This is a genomic window from Pseudomonas oryziphila (assembly GCF_003940825.1).
Lineage (GTDB): Bacteria > Pseudomonadota > Gammaproteobacteria > Pseudomonadales > Pseudomonadaceae > Aquipseudomonas > Aquipseudomonas sichuanensis.
Map to the genome: position 1 here is coordinate 3,471,105 of NZ_CP034338.1, position 24,708 is coordinate 3,495,812.

Annotated in this window: 32 protein-coding genes and 1 tRNA gene; 14 read left to right on the plus strand and 19 right to left on the minus strand. The window is 64.2% G+C overall.

The window, feature by feature from the left end; all coding sequences use genetic code 11:
* Window positions 1-325: 325 nt before the first annotated feature.
* The 4 genes from EJA05_RS16160 to EJA05_RS16175 all read right to left on the minus strand — a co-directional run bounded on the left by EJA05_RS16160 (window position 326) and on the right by EJA05_RS16175 (window position 2,224).
* Entirely contained in the window at window positions 326-877 is a 552-nt protein-coding gene (locus tag EJA05_RS16160; protein ID WP_125859006.1) for a hydrolase, read from the minus strand.
* A 79-nt stretch (window positions 878-956) separates the two neighbouring features.
* Complete coding sequence (locus EJA05_RS16165) at window positions 957-1,676, minus strand: thioesterase II family protein (RefSeq protein WP_125859007.1); 720 nt, start codon at window positions 1,674-1,676, stop codon at window positions 957-959.
* Window positions 1,673-1,894 (minus strand): MbtH family protein, encoded by a 222-nt coding sequence (locus tag EJA05_RS16170; RefSeq protein WP_110994763.1) that lies wholly within the window; start codon window positions 1,892-1,894, stop codon window positions 1,673-1,675. Before EJA05_RS16170 ends, EJA05_RS16165 begins: the two co-directional genes overlap by 4 nt.
* A gap of 81 nt (window positions 1,895-1,975) precedes the next feature.
* On the minus strand, window positions 1,976-2,224 hold the full coding sequence (locus EJA05_RS16175) for a helix-hairpin-helix domain-containing protein (RefSeq protein ID WP_125464469.1): 249 nt from the start codon (window positions 2,222-2,224) through the stop codon (window positions 1,976-1,978).
* Between the two features lie 95 nt (window positions 2,225-2,319).
* Between EJA05_RS16175 and EJA05_RS16180 the strand changes: the two genes are divergently transcribed.
* Window positions 2,320-2,937 carry a LysE family transporter gene (locus tag EJA05_RS16180; RefSeq protein ID WP_110994761.1) on the plus strand — a complete coding sequence of 206 codons (618 nt, stop codon included), beginning with the start codon at window positions 2,320-2,322 and terminating at the stop codon, window positions 2,935-2,937.
* Here the strand turns inward: EJA05_RS16180 and EJA05_RS16185 are convergent.
* The 3 genes from EJA05_RS16185 to EJA05_RS16200 all read right to left on the minus strand — a co-directional run bounded on the left by EJA05_RS16185 (window position 2,934) and on the right by EJA05_RS16200 (window position 4,408).
* Window positions 2,934-3,335, minus strand: a complete 402-nt coding sequence (locus EJA05_RS16185) for a hypothetical protein (RefSeq protein ID WP_125859008.1) — start codon at window positions 3,333-3,335, stop codon at window positions 2,934-2,936. The genes EJA05_RS16180 and EJA05_RS16185 overlap by 4 nt on opposite strands.
* 200 nt (window positions 3,336-3,535) lie before the next feature.
* Window positions 3,536-3,982 carry a bleomycin resistance protein gene (locus EJA05_RS16195; protein ID WP_125859010.1) on the minus strand — a complete coding sequence of 149 codons (447 nt, stop codon included), beginning with the start codon at window positions 3,980-3,982 and terminating at the stop codon, window positions 3,536-3,538.
* A gap of 36 nt (window positions 3,983-4,018) precedes the next feature.
* A complete protein-coding gene (locus EJA05_RS16200) occupies window positions 4,019-4,408 on the minus strand; it encodes a GFA family protein (protein ID WP_125464473.1) in 390 nt (129 codons plus the stop codon).
* Between the two features lie 157 nt (window positions 4,409-4,565).
* On the opposite strand from EJA05_RS16200, the gene EJA05_RS28260 reads away from it, so the two are divergent.
* The gene (locus tag EJA05_RS28260; protein ID WP_153788526.1) at window positions 4,566-4,721 is read left to right on the plus strand and encodes a hypothetical protein; all 156 of its coding nucleotides are present in this window, start codon (window positions 4,566-4,568) and stop codon (window positions 4,719-4,721) included.
* Window positions 4,722-4,732: 11 nt separating this feature from the next.
* Window positions 4,733-5,371 carry a cupin domain-containing protein gene (locus tag EJA05_RS16205; RefSeq protein ID WP_223811833.1) on the plus strand — a complete coding sequence of 213 codons (639 nt, stop codon included), beginning with the start codon at window positions 4,733-4,735 and terminating at the stop codon, window positions 5,369-5,371.
* Here the strand turns inward: EJA05_RS16205 and EJA05_RS16210 are convergent.
* Both EJA05_RS16210 and EJA05_RS16215 read right to left on the minus strand, forming a co-directional pair.
* Window positions 5,368-6,570 (minus strand): sugar transporter, encoded by a 1,203-nt coding sequence (locus EJA05_RS16210; RefSeq protein WP_110994757.1) that lies wholly within the window; start codon window positions 6,568-6,570, stop codon window positions 5,368-5,370. The genes EJA05_RS16205 and EJA05_RS16210 overlap by 4 nt on opposite strands.
* 266 nt (window positions 6,571-6,836) lie before the next feature.
* On the minus strand, window positions 6,837-7,889 hold the full coding sequence (locus tag EJA05_RS16215) for an NAD(P)-dependent alcohol dehydrogenase (protein WP_125464475.1): 1,053 nt from the start codon (window positions 7,887-7,889) through the stop codon (window positions 6,837-6,839).
* Between the two features lie 178 nt (window positions 7,890-8,067).
* Here EJA05_RS16215 and EJA05_RS16220 point away from each other — a divergent pair, with 178 nt between their 5' ends.
* Window positions 8,068-8,973 (plus strand): AraC family transcriptional regulator, encoded by a 906-nt coding sequence (locus tag EJA05_RS16220; RefSeq protein ID WP_125859011.1) that lies wholly within the window; start codon window positions 8,068-8,070, stop codon window positions 8,971-8,973.
* A gap of 94 nt (window positions 8,974-9,067) precedes the next feature.
* On the opposite strand, the gene EJA05_RS16225 is transcribed toward EJA05_RS16220, so the two are convergent.
* A tRNA-Val gene (locus EJA05_RS16225) sits at window positions 9,068-9,144 on the minus strand.
* A 249-nt stretch (window positions 9,145-9,393) separates the two neighbouring features.
* Between EJA05_RS16225 and EJA05_RS16230 the strand changes: the two genes are divergently transcribed.
* From EJA05_RS16230 to EJA05_RS16240, 3 genes are read left to right on the plus strand one after another with little or no spacing between them, the layout of a single operon-like run.
* Window positions 9,394-9,933, plus strand: a complete 540-nt coding sequence (locus tag EJA05_RS16230; protein ID WP_125859012.1) for a winged helix-turn-helix transcriptional regulator — start codon at window positions 9,394-9,396, stop codon at window positions 9,931-9,933.
* A gap of 5 nt (window positions 9,934-9,938) precedes the next feature.
* Entirely contained in the window at window positions 9,939-11,069 is a 1,131-nt protein-coding gene (locus EJA05_RS16235) for an HlyD family secretion protein (protein ID WP_125859013.1), read from the plus strand.
* A gap of 53 nt (window positions 11,070-11,122) precedes the next feature.
* A complete protein-coding gene (locus EJA05_RS16240) occupies window positions 11,123-12,631 on the plus strand; it encodes a DHA2 family efflux MFS transporter permease subunit (protein ID WP_223811935.1) in 1,509 nt (502 codons plus the stop codon).
* A 37-nt stretch (window positions 12,632-12,668) separates the two neighbouring features.
* On the opposite strand, the gene EJA05_RS16245 is transcribed toward EJA05_RS16240, so the two are convergent.
* Together EJA05_RS16245 and EJA05_RS16250 are read right to left on the minus strand one after the other, a co-directional pair.
* The gene (locus tag EJA05_RS16245) at window positions 12,669-13,088 is read right to left on the minus strand and encodes an organic hydroperoxide resistance protein (RefSeq protein WP_125464480.1); all 420 of its coding nucleotides are present in this window, start codon (window positions 13,086-13,088) and stop codon (window positions 12,669-12,671) included.
* Between the two features lie 79 nt (window positions 13,089-13,167).
* Entirely contained in the window at window positions 13,168-13,602 is a 435-nt protein-coding gene (locus EJA05_RS16250) for an HvfA family oxazolone/thioamide-modified RiPP metallophore (protein WP_125859015.1), read from the minus strand.
* 350 nt (window positions 13,603-13,952) lie between these two features.
* Here EJA05_RS16250 and EJA05_RS16255 point away from each other — a divergent pair, with 350 nt between their 5' ends.
* The 6 genes from EJA05_RS16255 (at window position 13,953) to EJA05_RS16280 (ending at window position 19,049) form a co-directional block, all read left to right on the plus strand.
* Window positions 13,953-14,729 (plus strand): ABC transporter substrate-binding protein, encoded by a 777-nt coding sequence (locus EJA05_RS16255; RefSeq protein ID WP_125464482.1) that lies wholly within the window; start codon window positions 13,953-13,955, stop codon window positions 14,727-14,729.
* 24 nt (window positions 14,730-14,753) lie between these two features.
* A complete protein-coding gene (locus EJA05_RS16260; RefSeq protein WP_125859016.1) occupies window positions 14,754-15,443 on the plus strand; it encodes an ABC transporter permease in 690 nt (229 codons plus the stop codon).
* Window positions 15,444-15,456: 13 nt separating this feature from the next.
* Window positions 15,457-16,155 (plus strand): ABC transporter permease, encoded by a 699-nt coding sequence (locus EJA05_RS16265; protein ID WP_110994742.1) that lies wholly within the window; start codon window positions 15,457-15,459, stop codon window positions 16,153-16,155.
* A gap of 9 nt (window positions 16,156-16,164) precedes the next feature.
* Window positions 16,165-17,277, plus strand: coding sequence for a succinylglutamate desuccinylase/aspartoacylase family protein (locus tag EJA05_RS16270; protein ID WP_125859017.1), 1,113 nt, complete (start codon window positions 16,165-16,167; stop codon window positions 17,275-17,277).
* Between the two features lie 19 nt (window positions 17,278-17,296).
* Complete coding sequence (locus tag EJA05_RS16275; protein WP_125859018.1) at window positions 17,297-18,061, plus strand: ABC transporter ATP-binding protein; 765 nt, start codon at window positions 17,297-17,299, stop codon at window positions 18,059-18,061.
* Between the two features lie 82 nt (window positions 18,062-18,143).
* Entirely contained in the window at window positions 18,144-19,049 is a 906-nt protein-coding gene (locus EJA05_RS16280; RefSeq protein WP_125859019.1) for a MurR/RpiR family transcriptional regulator, read from the plus strand.
* 128 nt (window positions 19,050-19,177) lie between these two features.
* On the opposite strand, the gene EJA05_RS16285 is transcribed toward EJA05_RS16280, so the two are convergent.
* Entirely contained in the window at window positions 19,178-19,837 is a 660-nt protein-coding gene (locus EJA05_RS16285; protein WP_125859020.1) for an RES family NAD+ phosphorylase, read from the minus strand.
* On the minus strand, window positions 19,830-20,552 hold the full coding sequence (locus tag EJA05_RS16290) for a hypothetical protein (protein ID WP_125859021.1): 723 nt from the start codon (window positions 20,550-20,552) through the stop codon (window positions 19,830-19,832). The genes EJA05_RS16285 and EJA05_RS16290 overlap by 8 nt, the downstream gene beginning before the upstream one ends.
* Window positions 20,553-21,611: 1,059 nt before the next feature.
* On the opposite strand from EJA05_RS16290, the gene EJA05_RS16295 reads away from it, so the two are divergent.
* The gene (locus EJA05_RS16295) at window positions 21,612-21,905 is read left to right on the plus strand and encodes a hypothetical protein (protein WP_125859022.1); all 294 of its coding nucleotides are present in this window, start codon (window positions 21,612-21,614) and stop codon (window positions 21,903-21,905) included.
* Here EJA05_RS16295 and EJA05_RS16300 read toward each other — a convergent pair.
* Genes EJA05_RS16300 through EJA05_RS16320 form a run of 5 tightly spaced genes read right to left on the minus strand, consistent with a single transcriptional unit; the run spans window position 21,872 to window position 24,702 of the window.
* Entirely contained in the window at window positions 21,872-22,213 is a 342-nt protein-coding gene (locus EJA05_RS16300; RefSeq protein ID WP_223811834.1) for a hypothetical protein, read from the minus strand. The genes EJA05_RS16295 and EJA05_RS16300 overlap by 34 nt on opposite strands.
* Window positions 22,210-22,572, minus strand: a complete 363-nt coding sequence (locus EJA05_RS16305; RefSeq protein ID WP_125859023.1) for a hypothetical protein — start codon at window positions 22,570-22,572, stop codon at window positions 22,210-22,212. The genes EJA05_RS16300 and EJA05_RS16305 overlap by 4 nt, the downstream gene beginning before the upstream one ends.
* Window positions 22,569-23,057, minus strand: coding sequence for a glycoside hydrolase family 24 protein (locus tag EJA05_RS16310; protein ID WP_125859024.1), 489 nt, complete (start codon window positions 23,055-23,057; stop codon window positions 22,569-22,571). The genes EJA05_RS16305 and EJA05_RS16310 overlap by 4 nt, the downstream gene beginning before the upstream one ends.
* 58 nt (window positions 23,058-23,115) lie before the next feature.
* Window positions 23,116-23,469: a hypothetical protein gene (locus tag EJA05_RS16315; protein WP_125859025.1), complete on the minus strand. Its 354-nt coding sequence runs from the start codon at window positions 23,467-23,469 to the stop codon at window positions 23,116-23,118.
* A 3-nt stretch (window positions 23,470-23,472) separates the two neighbouring features.
* Complete coding sequence (locus EJA05_RS16320; RefSeq protein ID WP_125859026.1) at window positions 23,473-24,702, minus strand: pyocin knob domain-containing protein; 1,230 nt, start codon at window positions 24,700-24,702, stop codon at window positions 23,473-23,475.
* Between the last annotated feature and the right edge of the window lie 6 nt (window positions 24,703-24,708).

The following is a 24,708-nucleotide window of genomic DNA, read 5'->3' on the forward strand; positions in this document are numbered from 1 at the left end:
TCATCAAGGGCATCCAGGCAGATCGATTGCGCAGCACAGACAAGTTGCATACCAGGCCGCAGCCATGGTGCCCGGCGCGCCGGGCACGCAACGGTTTACTCAGTTGAGCCAGCCATCAGTCAGCCTGAATCGAGGCGAGAGACGATACTCAGGCGCTGGCACTTGAAGGAGTCAGGAACCACCCCGGCGGAATGAGGGCGCTTTCCCATTTGGCTGTAGTGGAGTTCTTACAAACATCATCAGCAGACAAACAGCCGCCACCGACAACGCCTGCAACGAGGGCTATGCCGGCGGGCTCTTGGCCGCGTCGTACCGAGGGCAACCGTCAGGGCTGTTCACCCACCAGGTAGGTCTTGCTGATATGGCGGAACAGCGGGTGGCTGGCGCTGCCCATCAGTTCGAACAGCACCATCTCGCGGGTGACGATCTGTGCCCCGGCGGCGCGCATGCGTGCCAGGCCTGCGGCCTTGCTGGCGGCGGTACGGCTGTCGCAGGCGTCCTCTACCACGAACACCTGTTTGCCCAGGGCGAGCAGGCCGAGCACGGTCTGCAGCACGCAGACGTGGGTTTCCATGCCGCACACGATCACCTGCTCACGGCCCAGCAGGCTGGCCGGCAGGCAGTCGGCGGCGACGCAGGAAAAGTGGGTCTTCTCGACGATGACGGCGCTTGGCGCAACGGCCTTGAGGGATTCGAGGGTGTGGCCAAGGCCTTTTGGGTACTGCTCGGAAATCACCGTAGGCAGCTCCAGGTCGGCGGTGGCTGCCAGCAACCAGCGCGCCCGGGCCTCTGTGCCTGCGGGGTCGCTCATGGCGCCGATGAGTTTTTCCTGGATGTCGACCACCAGCAGCGTGGCGCGTGTTGAATCGATCAGCATTGTCAGCCCCTTGCCTGGAAAACCGTGGCCGTGACGCCACGCAGGCGACAAGCCTCGCCCAGTCAAGGGGTAACGTCAATCAGGCGGTGAGCCGCAACGGTTCGAGTGCGCCGGTGAGCGCACCCAGCACACGGTCTTCATGTTCGTGGATGAAGAAGTGCCCGCCGGGGAACATCTCGAGGCTGAACTCGCCCTGAGATTCGCGGCGCCAGGCCTGCAGCTGTTCGGCGTTGGCGCGGTCGGTGTCGCCGCCGAGCACATGCAGCGGGCAGTGCAACGGCGCCCGCTGACGGTAGGCATAGCGGCCGCACAGCAGGAAGTCGGCGCGCACCACCGGCAGCGTCAGGCTCATCAGCTCTTCGTTGGCCAGCACTTCCTCGGGCGTGCCGCCCAGCTTGCGCAGCTCGGCCAGCAGCGCTTCGTCGCTCTTCGGCTCGCGCCAGTTCGCGCCGTCGTAGTCCTCGCGCCGGGTCGGGGCCGCCGTGCCGCAGGCGAACAGCGCCAAGGGTGGCGGGCAGCCCAGTGCCTGCAGCTCGTGGGCCAGCTCGAAGGCCACCAGCGCCCCCAGGCTGTGCCCGAGCAAGGCGTAAGGGGCGTTGGCCGCCAGGCGTTGCTCGCTGGCCAGTTGCCGGGCCAGGGCCTGCATGTCGGTGTGCAGCGCCTCGCCCAGCCGCGCGCCACGGCCCGGCAGCTCCACCGGGCGCACCTGCAGCCAGGCCGGCAGCTTGCGCCGCCAGCGGCTGTAGACCATGGCGCTGGCCCCGGAGTACGGCAGGCACAGCAGGTTCACGGTGCTCACTGCGCGGCGGCTGCGGCCATCTGCTGGCGCAGGCTCAGCGGGCGCATGTCGGTCCAGACTTCGTCGATCCAGGCCAGGCAGTCCTGCTTCAGGCCGCTTTTGCCGGCCGCGCGCCAGCCATTGGGGATGGCCTTGTAGTCTGGCCAGATGGAATATTGCTCTTCGTGGTTGATCACTACCTGGAACACGATGTCGTCGCGGTCGAAAACGGAAGTCATTGCCTGTCTCCTTGGATGATGAGGGCCGAATGCGCGGGGCGCAGCGTGGCTCTCAAGGAAACGAAAAGCGCCTGGGGAAAATTAGCCGGGTACGCCGGTCGATGACCTGGCCTGGGCAATGGCGGCCTGGATCGCGCTGCGGGCCTGGGGGCTGTTCTTCCAGCAACTGGAGCCGACCAGGCTGGCGGCGGCTTCGACAATCTGCCGGGCGTCGGCCTGGGCCAGTTGTGCCAGCGAGCTGTAGCCCAGCTGTTCCAGGCGCTGCAGCACGGTCGGGCCAACGCCCTTGACCGCCAGCAGTTGCTCACGTTCATCGGTTGAAAACGCCATCCTCACCTCCTTGTGATGTTGCGGCTTTGCAAGCGCCGCGGATGATGGCATATATCGTCTTCTGCCCGCCAACCCCGCACCTGGAGAACTCCCCCATGCTCGGCGTGACCGACTACGGCGCTTTCGTGATTGCGTTCCTGATCCTGCTGGCGATCCCCGGCCCCGGCAACTTCGCCCTGATCACCGCCACCGGCAAGGGCGGCATCAAGGGCGGGCTGGCCGCCACCTTCGGGGTGATCCTTGGTGACCAGGTGCTGATGTGGCTGGCGGTGGCCGGCGTGGCCACCTTGCTGGCCGCGTACCCGGCAGCCTTCCACGTGGTGCAGTGGGCCGGCGCCGCCTACCTGGCCTGGCTCGGTTTGCGCATGGTACTGAGCAAGCCCGGCGCGGCGCCGCGCGACAGCGGCATGGCCGGCGGCCGCTACCTGCGTCAGACCATGATGATCACCCTGCTCAACCCCAAGGCGATCATGTTCTACATGGCGTTCTTCCCACTGTTCATCGACCCGGTAAAACACCAGGGCATGTTGACCTTCGGCTTCATGGCAGTGACCGTGGCAGCGCTGACCCTGCTCTACGGGCTGGTGGCCGTGCTGCTCACCCACCACCTGGCCGAGCGCATGCGTGCCAGCCCACGGGTCAGCAACCTGCTGGAGCGGTTGGCGGGTGCCTGCCTGGTAGGGTTCGGGATCAAGCTGGCGGCGATGCGCTAGGCACCACCCAGCAGGTCATGGGCATCCAGCAGGCGATATGCCACCTGCGGATTGCGCTCCAGGCCACGGCGGATGGCGGCGGGGATCGCCTGGCGGGTCTTGCGGCACAGGCCAGGCAGCGCCTCCAGCTCGATGACGATGCCGCGCATAGTGCGTACCTCGTTGTAGCCGGGGGCGATGTGCACACGGATACCGAGGTTCTGGTACAGGCGCCCTTGCAGATGGTGGAGGTCGTCGAGGTCCTTGAGGTTTTCCAGGCGTTCGACCAGGCGCTTTTCTTCCTCGCGGGTAAGCAGCAGGATGCGCCGCCCTTCGGCCGGGCCGTCGAGCAGCTGCTCGCGGCCGCAGTCACAGGCGCCTGGGGGGCATGGGTGACGTAGTGGAGGTTGGTTGGTCATGGGGCAAGGATAGCGCCTTTCATGAGGTTGGCCGCAGGCCCCACAACCTCGGCAAGCCAGGCACTGCCATCGCGTCAACCGGGGCTGCGTTGCAGCCCTTCGCGGGCAAGCCCGCTCCCACAGGTACAGCGCATGATTCAAGCAATGCGCACATCCTGTGGGAGCGGGCTTGCCCGCGAAGGGCCGCAAGGCGGCCCCAGTCACTCATGGGAACAGCACGACGTCACTTGAACGGGCCTTTCACCCAGCCACTGTGCCGGCCTGATCAGGTAGCCGTCGGGGTCCTGCACCAGGAACTGGCGCAGCCCCACTTCAGCCTCGCCCACCCGGTACCACACCTCCTCGCAGGGCCTGAACAGGGGCCAGCGTTGCTGCTCAAGACGTTCGATCAGTGGCTCGACCGCCACCACGTCGATCTGCAGGTGCATGCCCCGCCCCAGGGGTTTTTCCATCGGGCCGGTAAGCCAGTTGTCATCGGGATCGAGCTGTTCGAGCATGACCTGCGAGCCGTTCAGGTCCAGGTAGGCGAAACGCTGTTCCGGGCGTTGATAGGCGATGTCGAAACCCAGCAGTGAAACCCAGAAACCGAGGCTGGCCTCGAGGTCGCTGACGATCAGTTCGGGGACCAGGCTGTTGCGCTTGAGCATTGCGATCTTCCATGACGTGTTGGTTGGGCTAGCCCCTCACAGGGTGTCAGTGCGAACGCCGGGCGTCCACCAACGTGGCCGCGAGGTGCTGAACGAATGCGCGGTCGGCCGAAAGGCATCGGCCCCTTTCGCGTCAAAACACCCCAGCAGCAAGGCCACCGTGGGCGCATCGTCGATGGCCCCGAGCGAGCTGCCGCAGGTCGGGCAGAAAGCGCGGCTGGAGCCTTCGGATGAGCGATACAGGCTCGGCGCCCCGCCCTCCCCGGTCCACGACACGTCGGCCTTGTCGAATTCCACCCAGCACAGGGTAAGGCTGCCGGAGTGACGCTGGCACATGTGGCAGGAGCAGGTGTGTGGAAACCGCGGCGTACCGCGAGCGCTGAAGCGGATACGGCCGCACAGGCAGCCGCCGTTGTGAGTAGGCATGGGGGCGCGTCCTTGGCTGATGAAAACGCCAGGACGGTAGCTGGGCATGCTCAACTGTAAAGCGTGAAAATGTTACGGCGAAATGCAACGGCGCTATGCTGGCCTGCCAACTGGTAAAGTGCGCGCCCTCCTTTGCGCCAATGATGGAAAGCAACCGATGCACAAGATGATCGAGTTCCTCGCGGTGGTGGTGGTGTGCACCGTCATCGGCGTGGCCTGCGAACAGTACGACGTGAACCGCTACCTCAAATGGTTGCTGATGGCCCTGCCGGCGATCGTCTGGGTGCGTCTGCGCAACCCCTTCCTGCGCTGACTGGAGCCAGCATGCACGACCTGCAACTGAACGCCGACCTGTCCCGCCCCGTGACCGTGCACGGCGCCGCATTGCCGTGGCTGCCCAGCCCACTGCCGGGCGTCGAGCGGCGCATGCTGTACCGGGTCGGCGGCGAGCAGGCGCGGGCCACCTCGCTGGTGCGCTATGCGCCGGGCAGCCGTTTCAGTGCCCATGTGCACGGTGCCGGCGAGGAGTTCGTGGTGCTGGAAGGGGTGTTCGAGGATGAGCACGGCCGTTACCCGGTCGGCAGCTACGTGCGCAACCCACCGGGCAGCGCCCATGCCCCGGGCGCCAGCGAGGGTTGTGTGATCTTCGTGCGCCTGCGCCAGTTCCATCCGCAGGATCGCCAGGCGCTGGTGATGCAGTTACCCGCGCAGGGCGGCATGCTGTTCGAAAACGACCATGAACGGGTCTGGCTGCAGGTGCTGCAGCCCGCTGATACATGCCGCTGGGACAGTGGCCGTGGGCTGGAGCTGCTGGTACTGGCCGGCCAGTTGCACGGCTCGGCGGGCAGCCTGCCGACCTGGAGCTGGATGCGTCTGCCGGCGGGGCAGGCCGTCGAACTCAAGGCCGGCAGCGAGGGCGCGCGGGTCTGGCTGAAAGAGGCCGCGCTGAACCTGGGGGGCTAAGCCCCGCCCAGCGCCTCACGGAAGCGCCGGGTGCTGGCCGCAGCCAGCAGCAGCCCGACCACCGCCACGCCCCCGCCAACCATGCCGATATTCGCCACACCCGTTTGACTGCTGACGATACTGCCCAGCAGCGCACCACCGCCGATGCCGATGTTGTAGATGCCCGAGAACAGCGCCATGGCCACATCGGTTGCATCCGAGGCGAGCTTGAGGGTCTTGGATTGCAGCGACAGGCTGAAGCTGAGGATCGCGATGCCCCAGACCATGCTCAGGCCAGCGAACAGGTAGAAGTTGCCCGACAGCGGCAACAGCAACAGCAGGCACGCCGCCAGCGCACCGATCGAACCGACCAGGAAGCCATGGGGGAAGCGATCGCTGTAGCGACTGAACAGCAGCGAACCGAACACGCCCGCGCCACCGAACAGCAACAGCAGCAGCGTGGTGCGCTCGCCGCCGATCTGCGCCACGTGCAGGGCGAAGGGTTCGATGTAGCTATAGGCCGTGAACTGCGCGGTGATCACCAGCGTCACCAGCACATAGGTGATCACCAGCGCCGGGCGCTTGAACAGGATCGGCAGGCTGCGCAGCGAGCCCGAGTTCTGGCTGGGCAGCAGCGGCAGCGATTTCATCAGGCAGAGCATGGTCGCCAGCGCCACCCCGGCGATGCCCAGGAAGGTCACCCGCCAGCCCAGCGCCTCACCCACCACCCGCCCCAGCGGAATACCCATGACCATGGCCAGGGTGGTGCCGGTGGCCAGCAGCCCGAGCGCCTTGGCCTGTTGCCCCGGCGGCGCCACCCGCACCGCCAGCGACGCGGTGATTGCCCAGAACACCGCGTGGGCCAGGGCGATGCCGATGCGGCTGACCAGCAGCATGGCGAAGCTTTGCGCCTGCCACGACAGCACATGGCTGACGATGAACACCAGGAACACCAGCAACAGCAGGCGGCGGCGCTCGATGTTGCGGGTCATCAGCATCATCGGCAGCGAGGCCAGCGCCACCACCCAGGCGTAGATGGTCAGCATCAGGCCGACCTGCGCGGTGGTCATGTCAAAGCTGCGGCCGATGTCGCTGAGCAGCGCCACCGGGACGAACTCGGTGGTGTTGAAGATGAACGCCGCCAGCGCCAGGGCGATGACGCTCAGCCAGCTGCCGGTGCCGGCGGTGGGCGGCATTGTGGTAGGTACGGGGCCATTCATGTGAAGGGGTGATTCTCCGCGGGCAAGGCAACAGGGCGCGCGCCGGCGGCCGGGGATCAGGGCCGTTGACGCACGTGTTGTTATTGGAAGGATGCCAGGCATGGTACGCATCGAGGCCGGGTGTCACAACCGAACAGATGTTCGCCGGTGTTTTTGCAGCGCCTGTGAGATCGAGCGCCGCGCGGGCGGCGCTCGATCTTGAGGGCGCTGCACCTCTATCGCCCTGCACCTGGTCGCCCTCATGCACCCTCAAAGCAGGCAAACCTTCAGCCCTGCAACGTCGCCATGTCGATCACGAACCGATACTTCACATCCCCGACGATCATCCGCTCATACGCCTGGTTGATGTTGCGGATATCGAGCATCTCGATATCACAGCTGATCCCGTGCTCGGCACAGAACTCAAGCACCTCCTGGGTTTCAGCAATTCCGCCGATCAACGAACCGGCCAGCACCCGGCGCTTCATCACCAGGTTGGCGGCATGCACCGGCGGATCGACCGGTTCGATCAGCCCGACCAGAATATGCACGCCACCGAACGCCAGGGTTTCCAGGTAAGGGTTGAGGTCATGCTGCACCGGAATAGTGTCGAGCAGGAAATCGAAACGCCCGGCAGCGGCGCGCATCTGCTCGGCATCGGTGGACACGATCACATGGTCGGCGCCCTGGCGGCGGGCTTCTTCGGCCTTGCTCGCCGAGCGGGTGAACAGGGTCACTTCGGCGCCCAGCGCCTTGGCGAACTTGATGCCCATGTGGCCCAGGCCGCCCATGCCCAGCACCCCGACCTTGTGGCCAGGGCCGACGCCATGGTGCTTGAGTGGCGAGTAGGTGGTGATGCCGGCGCACAGAATCGGCGCTGCGCTGGCCAGGTCCAGGCCCTGGGGAATGCGCAGCACGAAGTGTTCGCTGACCACGATGCTGTTGGAGTAGCCGCCCATGGTGTTGCTGCCGTCCACACGATCAGGGGTGGCATAAGTCATGGTCGGGCCTTGCAGGCAGTACTGCTCGACGTCCTGACGGCAGGCCTCGCAGTGCCGGCAGGAGTCGACCATGCAGCCCACGCCGACCAGGTCACCGACCTGATAGCGGCTGACTTTTTCGCCCACCGCCGTGACCCGGCCAACGATCTCGTGGCCCGGCATCAGCGGGTACACGGCAATGCCCCACTCGTTGCGCGCCTGGTGAATGTCGGAGTGGCACACGCCGCAGTAGAGGATTTCGATGGCAACGTCATCGGCGCGCGGGCTGCGGCGCTGGAAGGTCATGGGAGCCAGGGGGCTGCTAGGGGTCTGGGCGGCGTAGCCGATGGCGTTGTACATGGGGAACCTCGCAGGAGTGAAACGATTCAGGCGGCGCATTTTGGGCGCCCAAACCGCCCTCGCCCATCGCCGATTCTCCGGCATGCATGCCTGATTCTCCGGAATCGCCAGGCCACCTCTGGCGCTGAACTGCGATTCTGCGAAGATGCCACTGTCCGATTCTCTGCCCAGGTTGACCATGCACCTCACCCGCCATGTGGATGCCAACGCCACGCTTTGCTCATTGATACGCGGCCTCGCCACGCGCCCAGGCTTCGTCCCAACCATGCTGTCTCAGGTAAAGGTGCTGACCTGGGACCACTACGTGGCCAGCAGCCCGCAGATCTACGAGCCCAGCCTGATCATCCTGGCCCAGGGCAGCAAACTGGCTCGCCTGGGCCCGCGCACCCTGGAGTACGGAGCCGGGCATTACCTGATCCAGGCGCTGTCGGTCCCCTTCATGTGCGAAACCTTCGCCACCCCGGACGCGCCGCTACTGGGTGTAGCGGTGGACATCGACCGGGCGCAGCTGGGTGAGCTGGTGCAAAGCATGAACCTGGCACCGGATCCGGCGGTGCAGGTGCAAACCCCGCAGTCGATGAGCTCGGCGGCGTTGGACGCGGCCATGCGCGACAGCGTCGAACGCCTGCTGCAGTGCCTGCAGGACCCACTGGACGCCAAGGTGCTGGGCCCGGCACGGGTGCGCGAGGTGCTCTATTGCGCCTTGCGCGGGCCACAGGCCGGGGTGCTGCGGGCGCTGGTCGAACAGCAGGGGCACTTCGCCCGCATCGGCGCCGCCCTGGCCTTCCTGCGCGAGCATTACGCCCAAGCCCTGAGCGTGGAAGAGCTGGCCAGCCGGGCCAACATGAGCGTGTCGACCTTCCACGAGCACTTCAAGCGCAGCACCGACCTGGCGCCGATGCAGTACCTCAAGCGCCTGCGCCTGCTCAAGGCCCAGCAGATGCTGATCGGCGAAGGCCTGGGTGTGGCCCAGGCGGCGCACCGGGTCGGCTACCAGAGCACCTCGCAGTTCAGCCGCGAGTACAAGCGCGAGTTCGCCCGCAGCCCAGGGGAAGAGCAGCCGTACCAGAGCTTGCCGGTGTAATGCTGGCAGACCGCCCGGGCACCAGACGCGCAAAAGCAAGAAGGGCGACCCTTTCGGATCGCCCTTCTTGATGCCCGTAAACCGGGACTTTGTTTGGTAGGCACAATTGGACTCGAACCAACGACCCCCACCATGTCAAGGTGGTGCTCTAACCAACTGAGCTATGTGCCTGTCGTGTGGTGCGCATATTAGTGATCGAAGCCCTACCTGTAAAGCGTTTTTTTCAAAAAAATCAAAAACTTTGCGAAACAAGCCAGATTGGCCGGCAAATGGCCAACCTGTGGTTGCTGCAGACCAGCGACATGCTGTCGGTGGCGTCCGGTCGGGTGGAAGGTACAACGGTCGACACAGTAACTTGCATAATGAAAGTTACTAGAGGATAGTCACTCCATCCAAGGCATGACATCCAAGGTCAAGACCATGAAGAAAGCCAGCTTCCAACCCATGCCCTGCCCGGTGGCCCGCGCCCTCGAACACATCGGCGACGGCTGGAGCCTGCTGATCCTGCGCGACGCCTTCTACGGCCTGCGCCGCTTCGATGAGTTCCAGCACAGCCTGGGCATCGCCAGCAACACCCTCACCCGCCGGCTCAACGACCTGACCGCATCAAACCTGCTCGTGCGCCAGCCCTACCAGCACAACCCACCCCGGTTCGAATACCACCTCACCGAGGCCGGCCGAGACCTGCGCCCGGTGATCCTGACCCTGATGGCCTGGGGAGCGAAGCATGCCGAGGGCTCGAAGAAGGTCTACCTCGCCGACGAGCACACCGGCGAGCCGGTTGCCCTGGCGCTGGTGGATACCAACACCGGCCGCCCCATCACTGCGGACGACCACCGGCTGCGCATTTCGCCCGATGCCGACCCGCTGACCCATTGGCGCGCCGAAACCGGGCGGGCCCACCGCCAGGGCGATGCCCTGGCCAGCCCCCTCCCCAGCCAAGCCTCTGCAGAGGACTGAACGCCATGAACGCTCACGTTGCCCCCACCCCCGAGCAGTCCGCCCCGCCCACGACTAACAAGCCGGGCAGGAAAAAAGCGGCCTTGCGCCTGGCCGCGCTGGCACTCGCGGTGGTCGGCGCCGTGGGCTATGCCGGCCACTGGTGGTCGAGCGCGCGTTTCATCGAAGACACCGACGATGCCTACGTGGGCGCCGACGTCACCGTGATCAGCGCCAAAGTGCCGGGGTATATCAGCGAAGTCGCGGTGCTGGACAACCAGTTCGTCAAAGCCGGTGACCTGCTGGCGCGCATCGATGTGCGCGACTACCAGGCGGCACTGGCCAAAGCCGACGGCGCCGTGGCCGCGCAACGGGCTCGCCTGGCCAACCTGGATGCAGTCGAGCTGCTGCAGCAGGCCATCATCAGCCAGGCCAAGGCCCAGATCGACGCGCGCAGCGCTGAGGCGCAAAGGGCCCAGCACGACCGCGCCCGTTACCAGACCCTGGTGAACAGCCAGGCGGTGTCGGTGCAAAGTGCCCAGCAGGTCGAAGCCACCTGGAAAACCGCGCTGGCCGACCGCGCCCACGCCGATGCAGGGTTACTGGCGGCGCGCCAGCAACTGGCGGTGATCGGCACCCAGCGTGAGCAGGCCCTTGCGGCCCTGGCCCAAACCGAAGCGGACCGCCAGCAGGCGCAACTGAACATCGGCTACACCGAACTGCGCGCTCCGGTGGACGGTTATGTGGGCAACCGCCGGGCCAAGGTGGGGGCTTATGCCGCCGCCGGTAGCCAGTTGATTTCGGTGGTACCCGCCCACGGCCTGTGGGTGGACGCCAATTTCAAGGAGGATCAGCTCTCCCGCATGCAGGTGGGCCAGGCCGTCAAGGTTACCGCCGACATCCTGCCGGGCCGCACCTTCCAGGGCCACGTCGAGAGCATCGCGCCGGCTACGGGCGCACAGTTCAGCGTGCTGCCCGCCGAGAACGCCACGGGCAACTTCACCAAGATCGTGCAACGGGTGCCGGTACGCGTTCGCCTGCAAGGCAGCGATGCCGAATTCGGCGCGCTGCGCCCGGGCCTGTCGGTGGTTGCCGAAGTCGATACCAGGCCCCAGCCCCTGCCGCAGCCTGAGGTTGCGTCGGCAGGCCGGCCGTGATCAGCGAACTGCCCGCCCTCAGCCCCGCGCAAAAGGTCACGGCCTTTGCCTGCATGTGCGTCGGGATGTTCATTGCCCTGATCGATATCCAGATTGTCTCGGCGTCACTGAAGGACATCGGAGGCGGGCTCTCTGCCGGCGCCGACGACACCGCCTGGGTGCAGACGGCCTACTTGATCGCGGAGATCATCGTCATCCCATTGTCGGGCTGGCTGTCGCGGGTGATGAGCACACGCTGGCTGTTCGCCGCCTCGGCCGCCGGCTTCACCCTGACCAGCCTGCTGTGCGCATTGGCCTGGAACATCCAGAGCATGATCGCCTTTCGCGCACTGCAAGGGTTTCTCGGCGGGTCGATGATCCCGCTGGTATTCACCACAGCGTTCATCTACTTCAGTGGCAAGCAACGGGTGATCGCCGCCTCGGTGATCGGCGCCATCGCTTCGCTTGCCCCCACCCTGGGCCCGGCGGTGGGTGGTTTGATCACCGATATCTCGTCCTGGCACTGGCTGTTCTACATCAACCTGGTGCCCGGCCTGTTCGTCACCGTCGCCGTGCCGCTTCTGGTCAAGGTCGACCGCCCCAACCTGGCCTTGCTCAAGGGCGCCGACTACCTGGGCATGGGCTTGATGGCGCTGTTTCTGGGCTGCCTGGAATACACCCTGGAAGAAGGCCCGCGCTGGAACTGGTTCAGTGACAGCATCATCGCCACCACGGCCTGGGTGGCCGCCATCTGCGGTGTGTTGTTCGTCTGGCGCAGCCTGAAGATCGACGACCCCATTGTTGATCTGCGCGCCCTGCGCGAGCGCAACTTTGCCCTGGGCTGCCTGTTTTCCTTCATTACCAGGATCGGGATTTTCGCCACGATCTACCTCACACCACTGTTCCTCGGCCGGGTTCGCGGCTACGGCGCACTGGATATCGGCCTGGCGGTGTTCTCCACCGGGGTGTTCCAGTTGCTGGCCATCCCGGTCTACGCCTTTCTGGCCAACCGCGTGGACCTGCGCTGGATCCTGATGCTGGGGTTGGCGCTGTTCGGCATTTCGATGTGGGACTTCTCGTCGATCACCCATGACTGGGGCGCCAAGGAACTGCTGCTGCCCCAGGCCATACGCGGGTTCGCCCAGCAGATGGCGGTGCCGCCGACCGTCACCCTGACCCTGGGCGCACTGTCGCCGGCGCGCCTGAAACTGGCCTCGGGACTGTTCAACCTGATGCGAAACCTCGGTGGCGCGATCGGCATCGCGGCCTGTGCGACCGTGCTCAACGATCGCACCAACCTGCACTTCCTGCGCCTGGCCGAACACCTGAACGCCAGTAACGAGGGCATGAACCGCTGGCTCGAGCAATGGCGCGACAACGCCCAGGCACTGGGCCAGAACAGCCTCGACGCCGGCCAGGCGGCGTTGCACCAGCTGTGGGGCCTGACCTGGCGCGAAGCGCAGACGCTGACCTTTGCCGATGCGTTCCTGGTGATCATGCTGTGCTTTGCCGTCGCCACCCTGCTGGTGCCCCTGATGCGCAAGGTCCAGCCGCCGCCACAGCCATCAGCCGACGCGCATTGATACCCCGCGCCCGGACAAGGTGCACAGGGCGTGCCCTTCAAGGAATGACGAAGTTCACCTCGATGTTCCCACGCGTCGCCTTGGAGTACGGGCAGATCTGATGGGCTTCGTCCACCAGGCTCTTCTTGTCCACTTGCGCCAGGCCTGGCAGGTGCACGGTCAGTTGGGCGGCCAGGATGAAACCGCCGTCGGCGCTGTTGCCCAGGGAGACTTCGGCATCCACCGCCACACCTTCCGGTAGGCGTAATTCGAGCTTCTGCCCCGCCCGGCGCAAGGCGCCGATGAAGCAGGCCGACCAGCCAATGGCCAGCAGCTGTTCAGGGTTGGTACCAGGGCGGCCGGAGCCGGGCGGGCTCAATGCCAGGTCAAGCTCGCCGTCGATGGCCTGGCCGCGTCCGTCGCGGCCACCGCTGGTGTGGGTGCGGGCGGTGTAGAGGATGGTGGTCTGCTGGGTCATGCTGCTGCTCCTTCACAAAGGTAAGGGAAGGCTTGGCCGGGCCAGTGGCCCGGCGCCGTGCCTTGGGTATTGCCGAGGTTCAGTTCTTGGCCTGGCTCAGCTTGCTGTACAGGTCGGCCGGGAATGGCTTGCCATTGGCGTCGAACTGGCCCTTGCGGAACTGGTACACCTCGCCTTCCGACAGGTAGCCGTCGTGGTTGGCGTCGATGGCGTCGAACTCGGCATTGGCCTTGGGCGCCACCGCCAGCAGTTCGGCGCGCGAGACACGGCCATCGTGGTCGGTGTCGGTACGGGCGAAGGAGGCATCGCCGCACTTGCCTTCACCGCACTTGCCTTCCGCCTGGGCGCCCTTGGCCTGGGCTGCGCCGGCGCCGCACTTGCCTTCCGCAGCCTTGCCGGCAGCGACTTGGTAGCCCTGGGGCAGCGCCTCCACGGCGAAGGCCGAGGCGCTGAGATTGATACCGCCCACCAGGGCGATGGTGAGCAGGCCGATACGAGTCTTGGTGTTGGACATGTGTTGCTCCGATAGCGGTTGGGTTGTGCCATGAGGGCCCGGAACATCGCCGGCAGGCTTTTCGTTCGGGCTGACGCATTTGGCCCCAGGCGTGTATCCGGGGCGTATCCATCGGCAGCGGTATTTGTAAGCGAGGTTGCAAAGGCCGGGGGCGGATACAAAGCGATACATCCTCGGGTCGAGGTGGGTACCGGTGCCCGCTCGACCGCCAGGGTGAACCGGGCATCGCCTTTTTGACATGTTTATTTTCACTGCATTGATTTATGAAATTAATTGTGTCAATTTCAGTTCCGCCGCCCCCTCGCCCATGCAGCGCCGGGCGGCATTGCCCACCCACCGGAGTCGATAAAATGAACAAGACCGGACTTCTTGGCGCACTGGCCTTCTGTGCCTGCAGCGCCCTCGCCCACGCCGATGAAGCAAGCCTGCGGATCGGCATCGAGGCGGCCTACCCGCCCTTCTCCTACCGCACGCCCGAAGGCGAGCTTGCCGGCTTCGACTACGACATCGGCAATGCCCTGTGCGCGCAGATGCAGGTCAAGTGCCAGTGGGTGATCCAGGAGTTCGACGGGATGATTCCGTCGCTGAAGGTGCGCAAGATCGACGCCGTGCTGTCGTCCATGTCGATCACCGAAGACCGCCTCAAGTCGGTCGATTTCACCGACCGCTACTACCACACGCCGGGCAAGTTCGCGATGAAGGCTGGCAGCCAGCTCAACGTACCTGCCGTGGACCTGAAGGGCCGCAAGGTGGGTGTGCAGCGCGCTTCCACCTATGACCGTTTCGCCACCGAGCAACTGGAGCCTGCGGGCGTCGAAGTGGTGCGCTATGCCTCGCAGAACGAAGCCTTCCTCGACCTGGTGTCCGGGCGCCTGGATGCCACTCTCGCCGACATCGTCAACACCGAGGAGAGCTTCATCAAGACCCCCGCCGGCCAAGGCTTTGCCCTGGTCGGGCCGGACATCAGCGACCCTCAGTACTTCGGCCGTGGCGCCGGTATCGCCGTGCGCAAAGGCGACACTGCCAACCTGGCGCGGCTCAACGCCGCCATCGCCGCGATCCGCGCCAACGGCACCTACCAGCAGGTGCAGAGCAAGTACTTCCCGTTCGATATCTACGGCCAGTAACGCTGGCTTGCGAGGGTTTTCATCATGCTTCACGGCTATGGATCGAGCATTCTCGAGGGTGCCTGGCTGAGCATCGAACTGGCCCTGCTGGCCATGGCACTGGCCATCGGCCTGGGCCTGTTCGGCGCCGCCTGCCGGCTTTCCCCCCTCAAGTGGCTGGCGGCGCTGGGCGAGGTCTACACCACGGTGGTGCGCGGCATCCCTGACCTGGTGCTGATCCTGCTGGTGTTCTACGGCGGCCAGGACCTGGTCAACCGCCTGGCGCTGGCCTTGGGTTACTCGCAGTACATCGACATCAACCCCTTCATCGCTGGGGTCTGCACCATGGGTTTCATTTTCGGCGCGTACCTGTCGGAAACCTTCCGCGGCGCCTTCCTGGGCATACCCAAGGGCCAGGCCGAGGCTGGCGCGGCCTATGGCATGAGCGGCCTGCAGGTGTTCTGGCGGATCAGCCTGCCGCAGATGGTGCGCCTGGCGCTGCCGGGGTTCACCAACAACTGGCTGGTGCTGACCAAGTCCACCGCGCTGATCTCGGTGATCGGCCTGCAGGACATGATGTTCAAGGCCAAGAACGCGGCCGACGCCACCCACCAGCCATTCACCTTTTTCCTCGCCGTGGCGGCGCTGTACCTGCTGCTGACCAGTGTGTCGCTGGTGCTGCTGCGCGGCGTGGGACAACGTTACTCGGTCGGCTACAAAGCCGCCGAGCTGTAAGGGAGCCGCTGCGATGATGCTCGACTACCAGTTGATCTGGCAGAACCTGCCGCTGTACCTGAACGGCATTGCCCTGACCCTCAAGGTGCTGCTGATTTCATTGGCCTGCGGCCTGGCGCTGGCAATCCCCCTGGGGCTGATGCGGGTTTCGCGCAGGTGCCTGCTGCGCTACCCCGCCTGGCTTTACACCTACGTGATCCGCGGCACGCCGATGCTGGTGCAGCTGTTCCTGATCTACTACGGCCTGGCCCAGTTCGAAGCCGTGCGCCAAAGCCCGCTGTGGCCGTACCTGTCCAGCGCAACCTTCTGCACCTGCCTGGCGTTCGCCCTCAACACCAGTGCCTACAGCGCCGAGCTGCTGGCCGGCAGCCTGCGGGCAACCCCGCGCGGCGAGCTGGAAGCGGCCCGCGCCATGGGCATGTCACCCCTGACCCTGTACCGGCGCATCCTGCTGCCCTCGGCCTTGCGCCGGGCCCTGCCGCAGTACAGCAACGAGGTGCTGATGATGCTGCAGACCACCAGCCTGGCCTCGATCGTCACCCTGGTGGACATCACGGGCGCTGCAAAAACCTTCAACGCGCGCTATTACCTGCCCTTCGAGGCGTTCATCACCGCCGGGCTGATCTACCTGGCCCTGACCTTCCTGCTGGTGCGCCTGTTCAAACTGGCCGAGCGCCACTGGCTGGCCTACCTGGCCCCACGCAAGCACTAAGGAGCCTGCATGCAGCACATTGACCATACCTTGCCCTGGAGCGCCTGCGGCACCCAGCGGAGCCTGCGCGTGTTGCGTTTTGGCAGCGGGCCGCGCAAGGCCTACATCCAGGCTGCGCTGCACGCCGACGAATTGCCGGGCATGCGCGTTGCCGTCGAGCTCAAGCGGCGCCTGCTCGAGCTCGAGGCCCAAGGCCGGCTCAGCGGGACCATCGAACTGGTGCCCCTGGCCAATCCGATCGGCATCGGCCAGATGTTCCAGGCCACCCATCAGGGCCGTTTCGAATTCAACAGCGGCAAGAATTTCAACCGCGACTTCCCGGCACTGACCCAGGCGCTGGTCACGCGCCTGGAGGGTCGCCTGGGCGACGACGAGGCCGGCAACGTGGCAACGATTCGCCAGGCCATGGTCGAGCTCATCGACGCCCTGCCGCCGCCGCAGTCGGAGCTGGACGGCTTGCGCCGGCTGCTCTTGCGCCACGCCTGCGACGCCGACCTGGTGCTGGACCTGCACTGTGATTTCGAATCGGTGATGCTGCTCTACGCCATGCCACAGCACTGGCCGCAGCTGCGCTCGCTGGCCGCGCGCCTGGGCGCCGAAGCGGTGCTGCTGGCCGAAGGTGCCGGCGGCGACGCGTTCGATGAAGCCTGTGCGGCGCCGTGGTTGCAACTGCGCGCGCACTTCCCCCAGGCCGAGATCCCCCTGGCCTGCGTGGCCACCACCATCGAACTGCGCGGCATGGCCGACACCGGCCGCGAGCAGTGCCAGGCCAGCGCCGAGCAGATCCTCGGCTACCTGGCCGAGCAAGGCCTGATCAGCGGCCACTGGCCGAGCGCACCGGCGCTTGGCTGCCAGGCCACGCCATTCGCTGGCGCCCAGTACGCCTACGCCGAGCACCCCGGCGTGGTCAGCTACCTGCAACCCCTGGGGGCGCAGGTGCGGGTCGGCGACCCGCTGTTCGAAGTGATCGACCCGCTCAGTGACCGCCACAGCGTGGTCCGGGCCAGCACCGACGGCATTCTCTACGCCCGCGAACGCCTGCGCTTTGCCCAACCGGGCCTGTGGCTGGCCAAGATCGCCGGCAATACCCCCATCCGCCAGGGTCGCTTGCTCAGCGACTGATACCTACGAGTACCGACCGATGAACAAACTGCACATCCAGGACCTGCATAAAAGCTACGGCAGCCACCAGGTGCTCAAGGGCGTGTCGCTTGCGGCCAACGCCGGCGACGTGATCAGCATCATTGGCTCCAGCGGCTCGGGCAAGAGCACCTTCCTGCGCTGCATCAACCTGCTCGAACAACCCAATGCCGGGGAGATCGTGGTCAACGGCGAGCAACTCACGTTACGCGAATGCCCGCGTGGCGGTTTGCGGGCGGCCGATCCGCGGCAATTGCAGCGCCTGCGTTCACGGCTGAGCATGGTCTTCCAGCACTTCAACCTGTGGTCGCACATGAGCGCACTGGACAACGTGATGGAGGCGCCGGTGCAGGTGCTGGGCATCAACCGCAAGGAGGCACGCGAAAAGGCCGAGCACTACCTGAACAAGGTGGGCGTCAGCCACCGGCGCGACGCTTACCCTGCGCACATGTCCGGTGGCGAACAGCAACGGGTGGCTATCGCCCGGGCACTGGCCATGGAGCCCGAGGTGATGCTGTTCGACGAGCCCACATCGGCGCTCGATCCGGAGCTGGTCGGCGAAGTGCTCAAGGTGATGCAGGACCTGGCCCAGGAGGGCCGCACCATGGTCGTGGTCACCCACGAGATGGGCTTTGCCCGCGAGGTGTCGAACCAGCTGCTGTTCCTCCACCAGGGCCTTGCCGAAGAACGCGGCGCCCCGCGCGAAGTGCTGGCACGGCCGCAGTCCGAGCGGCTGCGCCAGTTCCTTGCCGGCAGCCTCAAGTAAGCCCCCCGGCGCTCTGCGGCCATCCGCCGCGGGGCGCCTTGGGATACACTACGGCCCAACTTTTCAGGGAGCTTCGCGCCGGATGCCGAGCCATTCGAAGAACACCACCGTGTATGCCTCGCCGGTCATGCGCAAACTGTCGGAAAGCCTGCCCGAGCTGCCGCCTTCGCTGCGCAAGGTCGCCGACTACATTCTGCGCCACCCCTTGAAGGCCGCGACCCTGACCATCGAAGAGATGGCCCAGGCCACCGCGACCTCGCCGGCGGCGGTCAATCGCCTGGCCAAAGCCCTGGACCTGGGCGGCTACAGCGGCATGAAAGCAGAGCTGGTGACCACCCTGCAGCAGATGGTCTCGCCGGTGGACAAGCTGCGCAACGAGCTGGCCCAGCGCCCCGATGGCGATTTTGGCCTGCACGAGCAGATCCAGAGCGCCAGCAGCAACCTGGCGACCACCGCCAGCAACAACCAGGCCGACACCTTCGAAACCTTCGTCAAGCGTCTGCTCGCGGCACGCAAGGTCTATGTGCTGGGGTTTGGCAACAGCGCCTACCTGGCCAGCCTGGCAGCCTCGACGCTGGTGCCGTTCTGCAACGACGCCCTGGCCATCAGCATGGAAGGTGGCAACGAGAACGCCGCTTATAGACTGGCGGTGATCGACGAGCAGGACGTACTGCTGGCGATTGCCCTGCCGCGCTACTCCCAGGACACGCTGCAACTGTCGCGCTATGCCCGCGAGCGCAACGCCACGGTGCTGGCGATCACCGACTCGCCGGCCTCGCCGCTGACCGCCATTGCCCACCATGTGCTGTTCGCGCCCGCCGACCATCCGGTGCTGACCAGCTCCAACATCGCCGTGCTGGCGTTGATCGAAGGGTTGGTGGCCGGGGTGATGGCACGTAACAAGGAGGCGGTGAAACTGGCGACCGAACTGACCGAGAGCGTGATGGCCTATCTGCATGTGCCTGGCGGTAAAGGCAGCAGGGGTTAGCGGCGGGGCTGGCGCCCCGTACTGAAGTGACCAGCCAAGGATCTTGCGCAAAACAAGAAGGACGACTCTTCCCGAGTTCGGCGCTATGAAGCCCGGCGGGAAGGCCGGGTTACAGGTTTGCAGCCCGGTCAGGGCTCCTCCTCTGGGAGTATCAGGACGCCAATCATGTCCGCCAGCGCCAGCAGCTGGCCGAAGGTGTCCGGGTCGTGTTGCAGGTCCCGCCCCACATCGTGCTCTACGAGCGCCCCCTCACCAAGACGATCGCCAAACAGGACATAAGCCTCGGCTTGGTCATCCTGGCGAGAAATCCAGCGCAATCCTTGCGCCTCGAGCATGAACTGATGAAGCGCCTTCGCCCAGGACCTGGTGTAGCCATACTCCGATGCAGGCGTATCTATCAGGTGCTGGCGCTCGATGCCCAGCCGGCGGAGTGCCTTGGTCGAAAGGTCGACGAGTGTCAGGTCCCGGGCGGTACAAATGACAGAGTGCTTCAGACCATTGAGTCGCTTCTGCTGAAAAGTCTTCAGGCCAGCCGAGTAGCTCACGTCATGGAATGTCGTCTCCATCACCGCGCAATGGAACGTGCTGCCGGCGTAGAGGGTCGGGACTATCGCTCCTGCGGCAGTGGAGATCGGGCTGAATCGAGCATTGCCGCCCCCAGTGGCGTTGTGTTCAGTCGCACCGAAGCGTCCTTGGTGTACCCGGTGCAGCAAGGTGCCAGCGGGAAGGATGAAACGGGATACGTGGAGTGTGGTCGGTGGCTTATCAGGTTTGCACTGATCAGCCATGCGAAATCTCCGACACTTCCTCCCGGGCGGCTTCGAGCACACGGTCCGGGTCAGTGCGCAGCAGATCCTGCGGGCGCTTGGAGGCCAGCCAGCTGTTTTCGGACATGAACCAGTAGGCCATCTGCCAAGCGTCCTTGGCTGACTCAAGCACCATGATCACATCCTTCAGCTGAGACAGGGGCCTGTAGCTACGCGCCTCATCCAGCCCGTACAGGGGGAAATAATCCGCGCCATTGTGGGTGATGGCAAAAATGCGCTTCTCCCGCTTCCATTTACTTGGCTGCGAGGATGGATTGCTGGCGCTGAGCTTGGCCAGGCCCGCAATCTCGGACGCCGTGACCCAATCACCGCTTTCCAGAACAGCGGTCTTGGCCTTCATCAGCATCTGGGCTTGGTGGAGCTTTGTCGAGGAGATCGGCTCCAGGGGAACCATGACCTCCACGAGGCGTTGTATGGACTCACAGCTCACCGAACGCGCACGCCGCTGGAACTGCTGGTTCACCATGTCCAGGGTATATAGATACGCCTGCGCCGATGTCTTCGAGTTGCTGTTTACGGCTATGACGATATGGAAGGATTGCGTCTCCCCTTCCAGCTCTTCTATGTGATGGACTTCAGCGCCCCCTTCCAACGCCTCGAGGCCGTGATACTGATCCAGTTCATCGAACAGCACGACGGAGCGGCTGATCTTGATGACCTCTGCAGGCTCTGCCATGGCGAACTCCCTGATGATAGATATTACCGCTTTCGGCAATAACCAATCTAATCCTAGGAAGGATGGAGAGCAAGCCAAGGCCGATGGCTGGTGCTAGCTCGGAACGCGGTAATGAATTGGCCGTTGCCGCACCAATAAAGGATGTAGGTACACCGCCGCTCAGATATGGGCAGGCACGATCAGCGCCTCGGGGTGTGCGCGCAGATTTCGCGATCCAATGGCTAACAATGCCGACTTGAGCTGCCCGTTAGTGGCAGGGCTGCAAAAAATCCTGAAAATGCAAAAAGGACGACCCTCTCGGATCGCCCTTTTCGATGCCCGGTTACCCGGGACTTTGTTTGGTAGGCACAATTGGACTCGAACCAACGACCCCCACCATGTCAAGGTGGTGGCCGCACACCGCATAAGTTATTGATTTAATTGAAATTATTTAGACTTCCGATGACCTGAAAAGCGCGAAAACCCGCCTATAACAATCAATAACTTAGCGAGGGGTTTTGCAAATAGAACTGCGTAAAGAATATTTCACACCTCGTCCGCGCCATGAAACCGATGCTCGCAATTCTGTGGCGCAAGACTTCACGAAACCATCGTAAACCTATCCCCCAAAAATTCTCCACGCGTTTCCCCTGGCATAGCAGCCGAGAATGGTGCTATTGTTCGGCCACTTCGAGATGCTGGCCAGTTACTGGCCACAACAAGCCAGTTGGGCCGCCGTGCCACCCCTCGCTGGAAAAACCCATCGTAGCTGGGAAATCGGGAAATTACGGCGAAGTCTGAACCTCCCCGCCAACTGCTACATGAGACCGGGAGAAACAGCTAGAGGAGGGCGCCCCATGGGTGTTTTGAATCAGGCTGGTTCAGCAGCTTTACCTAAACGTCTCACGGCGTTTGGTGGCGTAGTCTGGGGTCTTTGCACCTACGGGCTCGACCCGGTGACCGCTGTTGTACTGGGTCTCATCGCTGCTATCGTTTTAGCGAAGGTGTAAAGCTAGGCCGCCTGACGCGTGCGATTCGGGCGGCCGGAACTACTCCCCCTTCTAAAAATTGCAGGAAGCAATGGACATCCTCAACATTGTCGGGCTTTGCCTGAACATGATTGGCGTCATTCTCATTTTCTTCTGGGCTCTACCTCAAAGCTTCGCTGATGCCGAAACCGGCCGCGGCTTAGAGGATGGGACAGTGATCAACGGAAAAACTGTTGGGCAGTGGAGAGAAGAAGCCAAACGTCAAAAGGCGCTAGCGAAAACAATTGCGTGGGTAGCCTTGGGCTTGATGTTTTCCGGCTTTTTCTGCCAGCTCATTGCCGCTGTATGGCCTCACCTGCATGCATGGATTGCAGCCTTTATCTGACGCTCGTAACCAATCCTCTGCCGCCTCTCTGCCAGCAGCGCCCGCACCTTCACCTCCAGGCTGTCGGTCTTGCGTAGTCCGGCAGCCGCCCACGGCGGCACCGCAACCTCCGGCGCCCGGCACGGCACCTGCACCGGCACCTCAACGCGCACGTACTGGACCAGCGGTTCAATCTTACCAGCGCACCCGACAAGGCCAAGGGTCAGCACCAGCCCGCTCCTACAGGCAAGGCCACGGATTGCGCGGCGTGCAGCCAAGAAAATGCTCGCTCCGATCCCACAGCTCCGCAAGCTCAGCACCAGCGTCATAGCCCAAGCTCCGTATCAATGATCGAGGTAGCGGCCTCGCACTGGTCGCCGCCAGTGCGCTCCTGCTGCAGTCGGTTCGCCGCGGCATAGTCGACTTTGGCGCTGTCCGCCGCTTCGTCCACGGCCTTCTCTGCCCCGGCCTGACGTACCTGCGCGGCCAGGGTCAGGTCGCCCAAGGCCTTGCCCTGCTCCGTCGCCAGGCCTGCAAGGTTCTCTCGGGCGGACGCGCAGGTGGCCACCTGGACCTGCTGGTCGTCCAGCAGCGGCCGGAAGTGGGTGGTGGTCGCCCAGACACCAACAGCCATACCCAGCAGCATCAGCAGGCCGGAGCCGGTGAGGCGCAGCGCCCAGGCCTTCACGCCAACACCCCGCCAATCTTCGCCCACTGCGCCAGCAGCTTGTCCAGGCGGTGCGGGTTCTGCCCGTAGCTGTTGCCAGGTAAGCTGGCCCAGATGTTCGAGCACTTGGCGATCGCTTCGGCAATGCGACCGGCCCTGATGTCGGCCAGGGCGCCACGCTCACGGATCTGCTGCAGCGCGACACGGTCCTGGTTCTCCGGCGTGAATCCACCCTGCAGGCGCAGGCTCACGCGGTAGGCGTCCCAGTAACGAGCCAACAGCTGGTATCGGCCTGCCGCCGTGCTGGTCACCGGCTTGCCATTGATGGGGAAGGTAAGCTTAAGGCGGGGATGATCCAGATAGCCGGTGAACAGGCCGCCACCGTATAGGACGTTGTATCCGTCATCGCTGCCCTTGACGGTCGTGGTGCCTTCCGAAAAGGCGATCAAGTCCAGGAAGCGGAGCATATTCGCGCCGCCCACCTGGACCTCTGTCAGTCGAGCCATGGTTTTCTCCAGGCAAAAAAATACCGGCATTAGCCGGCTGGTTTCGATTCAGGAGTGATCAGGCGGGGCGACTGGGCCGTTGCTCGACCTGCGGGAAGCCCGCGGCGCCCTCCTTCCAGGCGCGCAAGGCTCGACCATAGGCCTTCCAGTCGTCCGCAGTGCCTGGCACATTAGGGTCGTCGAAGGTGATGGCCTCCAGCTTGTCCTTGGCGTCAGCGATCTCGGCCGCTGCCCAGTCCAGTTCGCCCTGTGGATCTGGCCTGATATCGACAGAGGGATCGAACTCGAAGAACCCATCCGGAACATCTTCGAAGTCGGCGAGCGACAACACCACCCAATTTTCATCTCGGTAGCATTTGCAATCTACCTCTAGTTGCTCACCTGTTAATGCGTTAACAATAAGCCTTTTCATATTTTACTCCCATGCAACACTAACTGTGCCGGCCGTCCAGTTTTGTCCTGCTGTGAATCTGTACATATCAATACCTGTTACGTCAGAGCTAATTGTGATAGCCCCACGGGCATCGTAGACGTTGATAGATGCGTCAGCACAACCATTGAATTCCATGACCCAACCGCCAGAGCCAGGTGCATTGACAGTCTTAGTAAGCGTTATGGTGCCGTGCGCTGGAGCACCTACGTTAGTTGGCGTCAGAAACCAAGCGTCGGTTTGGGTCAAAAAACCTGCCAAAGAAGAGGCAGCGTGGTTTATTAATGCGCCCTTATAGCCAGTAGTTACCGCTCCAGCTGCTGTCCGAAGACGTATAGCTTGGGCACCTGTGGCGGCAGCGTGATCTTTAAGGATGATGGTGATTTTCGTTACCCAGCTTGGAATGCCCTCAATGGTAATGGAGTTCAGCCCGACAACGCTCGCCGGGGCGCCTGCTGCATAAGTCCTTCGCTTAGTTTGAAGGTTGGTAATAGCAGCCTGCTGGCTTGCGTAGCTGTCGGCCAGCGCAGCTACATCTGCAGCGCTGGGGGCCACGCCCCATGTACCATCCCCACGCAACACCTTGTCTTGATCGCCGGCAGCTGGTGCTGGAACCAGGCCAGGCGCCCCCGGCGCTGCGGCGTTGGCCCCAGTGAAGCTTGCTGCTGCAGCCTCCAAGCCGAGGTTATGCCTCGCCTCCGCTGCAGTTGCCCCGCCGGTGCCGCCTTGGTCGATAGGCGCCTTATCAAGAGTCGCAAGGGACTTCAGGCCGAGGTTGGCGCGAGCCTGCTCGGCAGTGGATCCCCCGGTGCCGCCTGCGTCGACAGGCAAGGGTTCGCCCGGGGCAGCGCCGCTACCGATAATGACCCACGCCGACCAGGTATCGGTGGATGCCGTGTACACGCGGTTCGCCACCCGGCCCGTGGACTTGTCGGTCGCCTGCTGCATCAGGTCGCCGGAGACTTCTTCGACGACGTCGATGCTCGAGCGCGTGAAGCCTGCGGGCCGGTTCGCGGCCGCAGCGGTACCGATCCATTTACCTGGGCTGCTGGCGTCGTTGAGGTTGGCAACCTCGCGGGCTGCGGCAATAGGGCCGGTCAGGCCCGTGTCATCCAGCTGCTTGAAGTTGCTGTTGATGCGCGTGAACGCGGTGCGTGGATCGTCACCGTCTGAGCCGGATGGTGGCGTACCCAGATTTACAAGCTGCATTGTCATGACAGC

What these genes read in the sequence shown, in the direction of transcription:
- EJA05_RS16160 (WP_125859006.1), bottom strand. Translation starts at nt 877, where the DNA reads ATGCTGATCGATTCAACACGCGCCACGCTGCTGGTGGTCGACATCCAG.
- EJA05_RS16170 (WP_110994763.1), bottom strand. Translation starts at nt 1,894, where the DNA reads ATGACTTCCGTTTTCGACCGCGACGACATCGTGTTCCAGGTAGTGATC.
- EJA05_RS16175 (WP_125464469.1), bottom strand. Translation starts at nt 2,224, where the DNA reads ATGGCGTTTTCAACCGATGAACGTGAGCAACTGCTGGCGGTCAAGGGC.
- EJA05_RS16180 (WP_110994761.1), top strand. Translation starts at nt 2,320, where the DNA reads ATGCTCGGCGTGACCGACTACGGCGCTTTCGTGATTGCGTTCCTGATC.
- EJA05_RS16185 (WP_125859008.1), bottom strand. Translation starts at nt 3,335, where the DNA reads ATGACCAACCAACCTCCACTACGTCACCCATGCCCCCCAGGCGCCTGT.
- EJA05_RS16195 (WP_125859010.1), bottom strand. Translation starts at nt 3,982, where the DNA reads ATGCTCAAGCGCAACAGCCTGGTCCCCGAACTGATCGTCAGCGACCTC.
- EJA05_RS16200 (WP_125464473.1), bottom strand. Translation starts at nt 4,408, where the DNA reads ATGCCTACTCACAACGGCGGCTGCCTGTGCGGCCGTATCCGCTTCAGC.
- EJA05_RS28260 (WP_153788526.1), top strand. Translation starts at nt 4,566, where the DNA reads ATGCACAAGATGATCGAGTTCCTCGCGGTGGTGGTGGTGTGCACCGTC.
- EJA05_RS16205 (WP_223811833.1), top strand. Translation starts at nt 4,733, where the DNA reads ATGCACGACCTGCAACTGAACGCCGACCTGTCCCGCCCCGTGACCGTG.
- EJA05_RS16210 (WP_110994757.1), bottom strand. Translation starts at nt 6,570, where the DNA reads ATGAATGGCCCCGTACCTACCACAATGCCGCCCACCGCCGGCACCGGC.
- EJA05_RS16215 (WP_125464475.1), bottom strand. Translation starts at nt 7,889, where the DNA reads ATGTACAACGCCATCGGCTACGCCGCCCAGACCCCTAGCAGCCCCCTG.
- EJA05_RS16220 (WP_125859011.1), top strand. Translation starts at nt 8,068, where the DNA reads ATGCACCTCACCCGCCATGTGGATGCCAACGCCACGCTTTGCTCATTG.
- EJA05_RS16230 (WP_125859012.1), top strand. Translation starts at nt 9,394, where the DNA reads ATGAAGAAAGCCAGCTTCCAACCCATGCCCTGCCCGGTGGCCCGCGCC.
- EJA05_RS16235 (WP_125859013.1), top strand. Translation starts at nt 9,939, where the DNA reads ATGAACGCTCACGTTGCCCCCACCCCCGAGCAGTCCGCCCCGCCCACG.
- EJA05_RS16240 (WP_223811935.1), top strand. Translation starts at nt 11,123, where the DNA reads ATGTGCGTCGGGATGTTCATTGCCCTGATCGATATCCAGATTGTCTCG.
- EJA05_RS16245 (WP_125464480.1), bottom strand. Translation starts at nt 13,088, where the DNA reads ATGACCCAGCAGACCACCATCCTCTACACCGCCCGCACCCACACCAGC.
- EJA05_RS16250 (WP_125859015.1), bottom strand. Translation starts at nt 13,602, where the DNA reads ATGTCCAACACCAAGACTCGTATCGGCCTGCTCACCATCGCCCTGGTG.
- EJA05_RS16255 (WP_125464482.1), top strand. Translation starts at nt 13,953, where the DNA reads ATGAACAAGACCGGACTTCTTGGCGCACTGGCCTTCTGTGCCTGCAGC.
- EJA05_RS16260 (WP_125859016.1), top strand. Translation starts at nt 14,754, where the DNA reads ATGCTTCACGGCTATGGATCGAGCATTCTCGAGGGTGCCTGGCTGAGC.
- EJA05_RS16265 (WP_110994742.1), top strand. Translation starts at nt 15,457, where the DNA reads ATGATGCTCGACTACCAGTTGATCTGGCAGAACCTGCCGCTGTACCTG.
- EJA05_RS16270 (WP_125859017.1), top strand. Translation starts at nt 16,165, where the DNA reads ATGCAGCACATTGACCATACCTTGCCCTGGAGCGCCTGCGGCACCCAG.
- EJA05_RS16275 (WP_125859018.1), top strand. Translation starts at nt 17,297, where the DNA reads ATGAACAAACTGCACATCCAGGACCTGCATAAAAGCTACGGCAGCCAC.
- EJA05_RS16280 (WP_125859019.1), top strand. Translation starts at nt 18,144, where the DNA reads ATGCCGAGCCATTCGAAGAACACCACCGTGTATGCCTCGCCGGTCATG.
- EJA05_RS16285 (WP_125859020.1), bottom strand. Translation starts at nt 19,837, where the DNA reads ATGGCTGATCAGTGCAAACCTGATAAGCCACCGACCACACTCCACGTA.
- EJA05_RS16290 (WP_125859021.1), bottom strand. Translation starts at nt 20,552, where the DNA reads ATGGCAGAGCCTGCAGAGGTCATCAAGATCAGCCGCTCCGTCGTGCTG.
- EJA05_RS16295 (WP_125859022.1), top strand. Translation starts at nt 21,612, where the DNA reads ATGGACATCCTCAACATTGTCGGGCTTTGCCTGAACATGATTGGCGTC.
- EJA05_RS16300 (WP_223811834.1), bottom strand. Translation starts at nt 22,213, where the DNA reads ATGACGCTGGTGCTGAGCTTGCGGAGCTGTGGGATCGGAGCGAGCATT.
- EJA05_RS16310 (WP_125859024.1), bottom strand. Translation starts at nt 23,057, where the DNA reads ATGGCTCGACTGACAGAGGTCCAGGTGGGCGGCGCGAATATGCTCCGC.
- EJA05_RS16315 (WP_125859025.1), bottom strand. Translation starts at nt 23,469, where the DNA reads ATGAAAAGGCTTATTGTTAACGCATTAACAGGTGAGCAACTAGAGGTA.
- EJA05_RS16320 (WP_125859026.1), bottom strand. Translation starts at nt 24,702, where the DNA reads ATGACAATGCAGCTTGTAAATCTGGGTACGCCACCATCCGGCTCAGAC.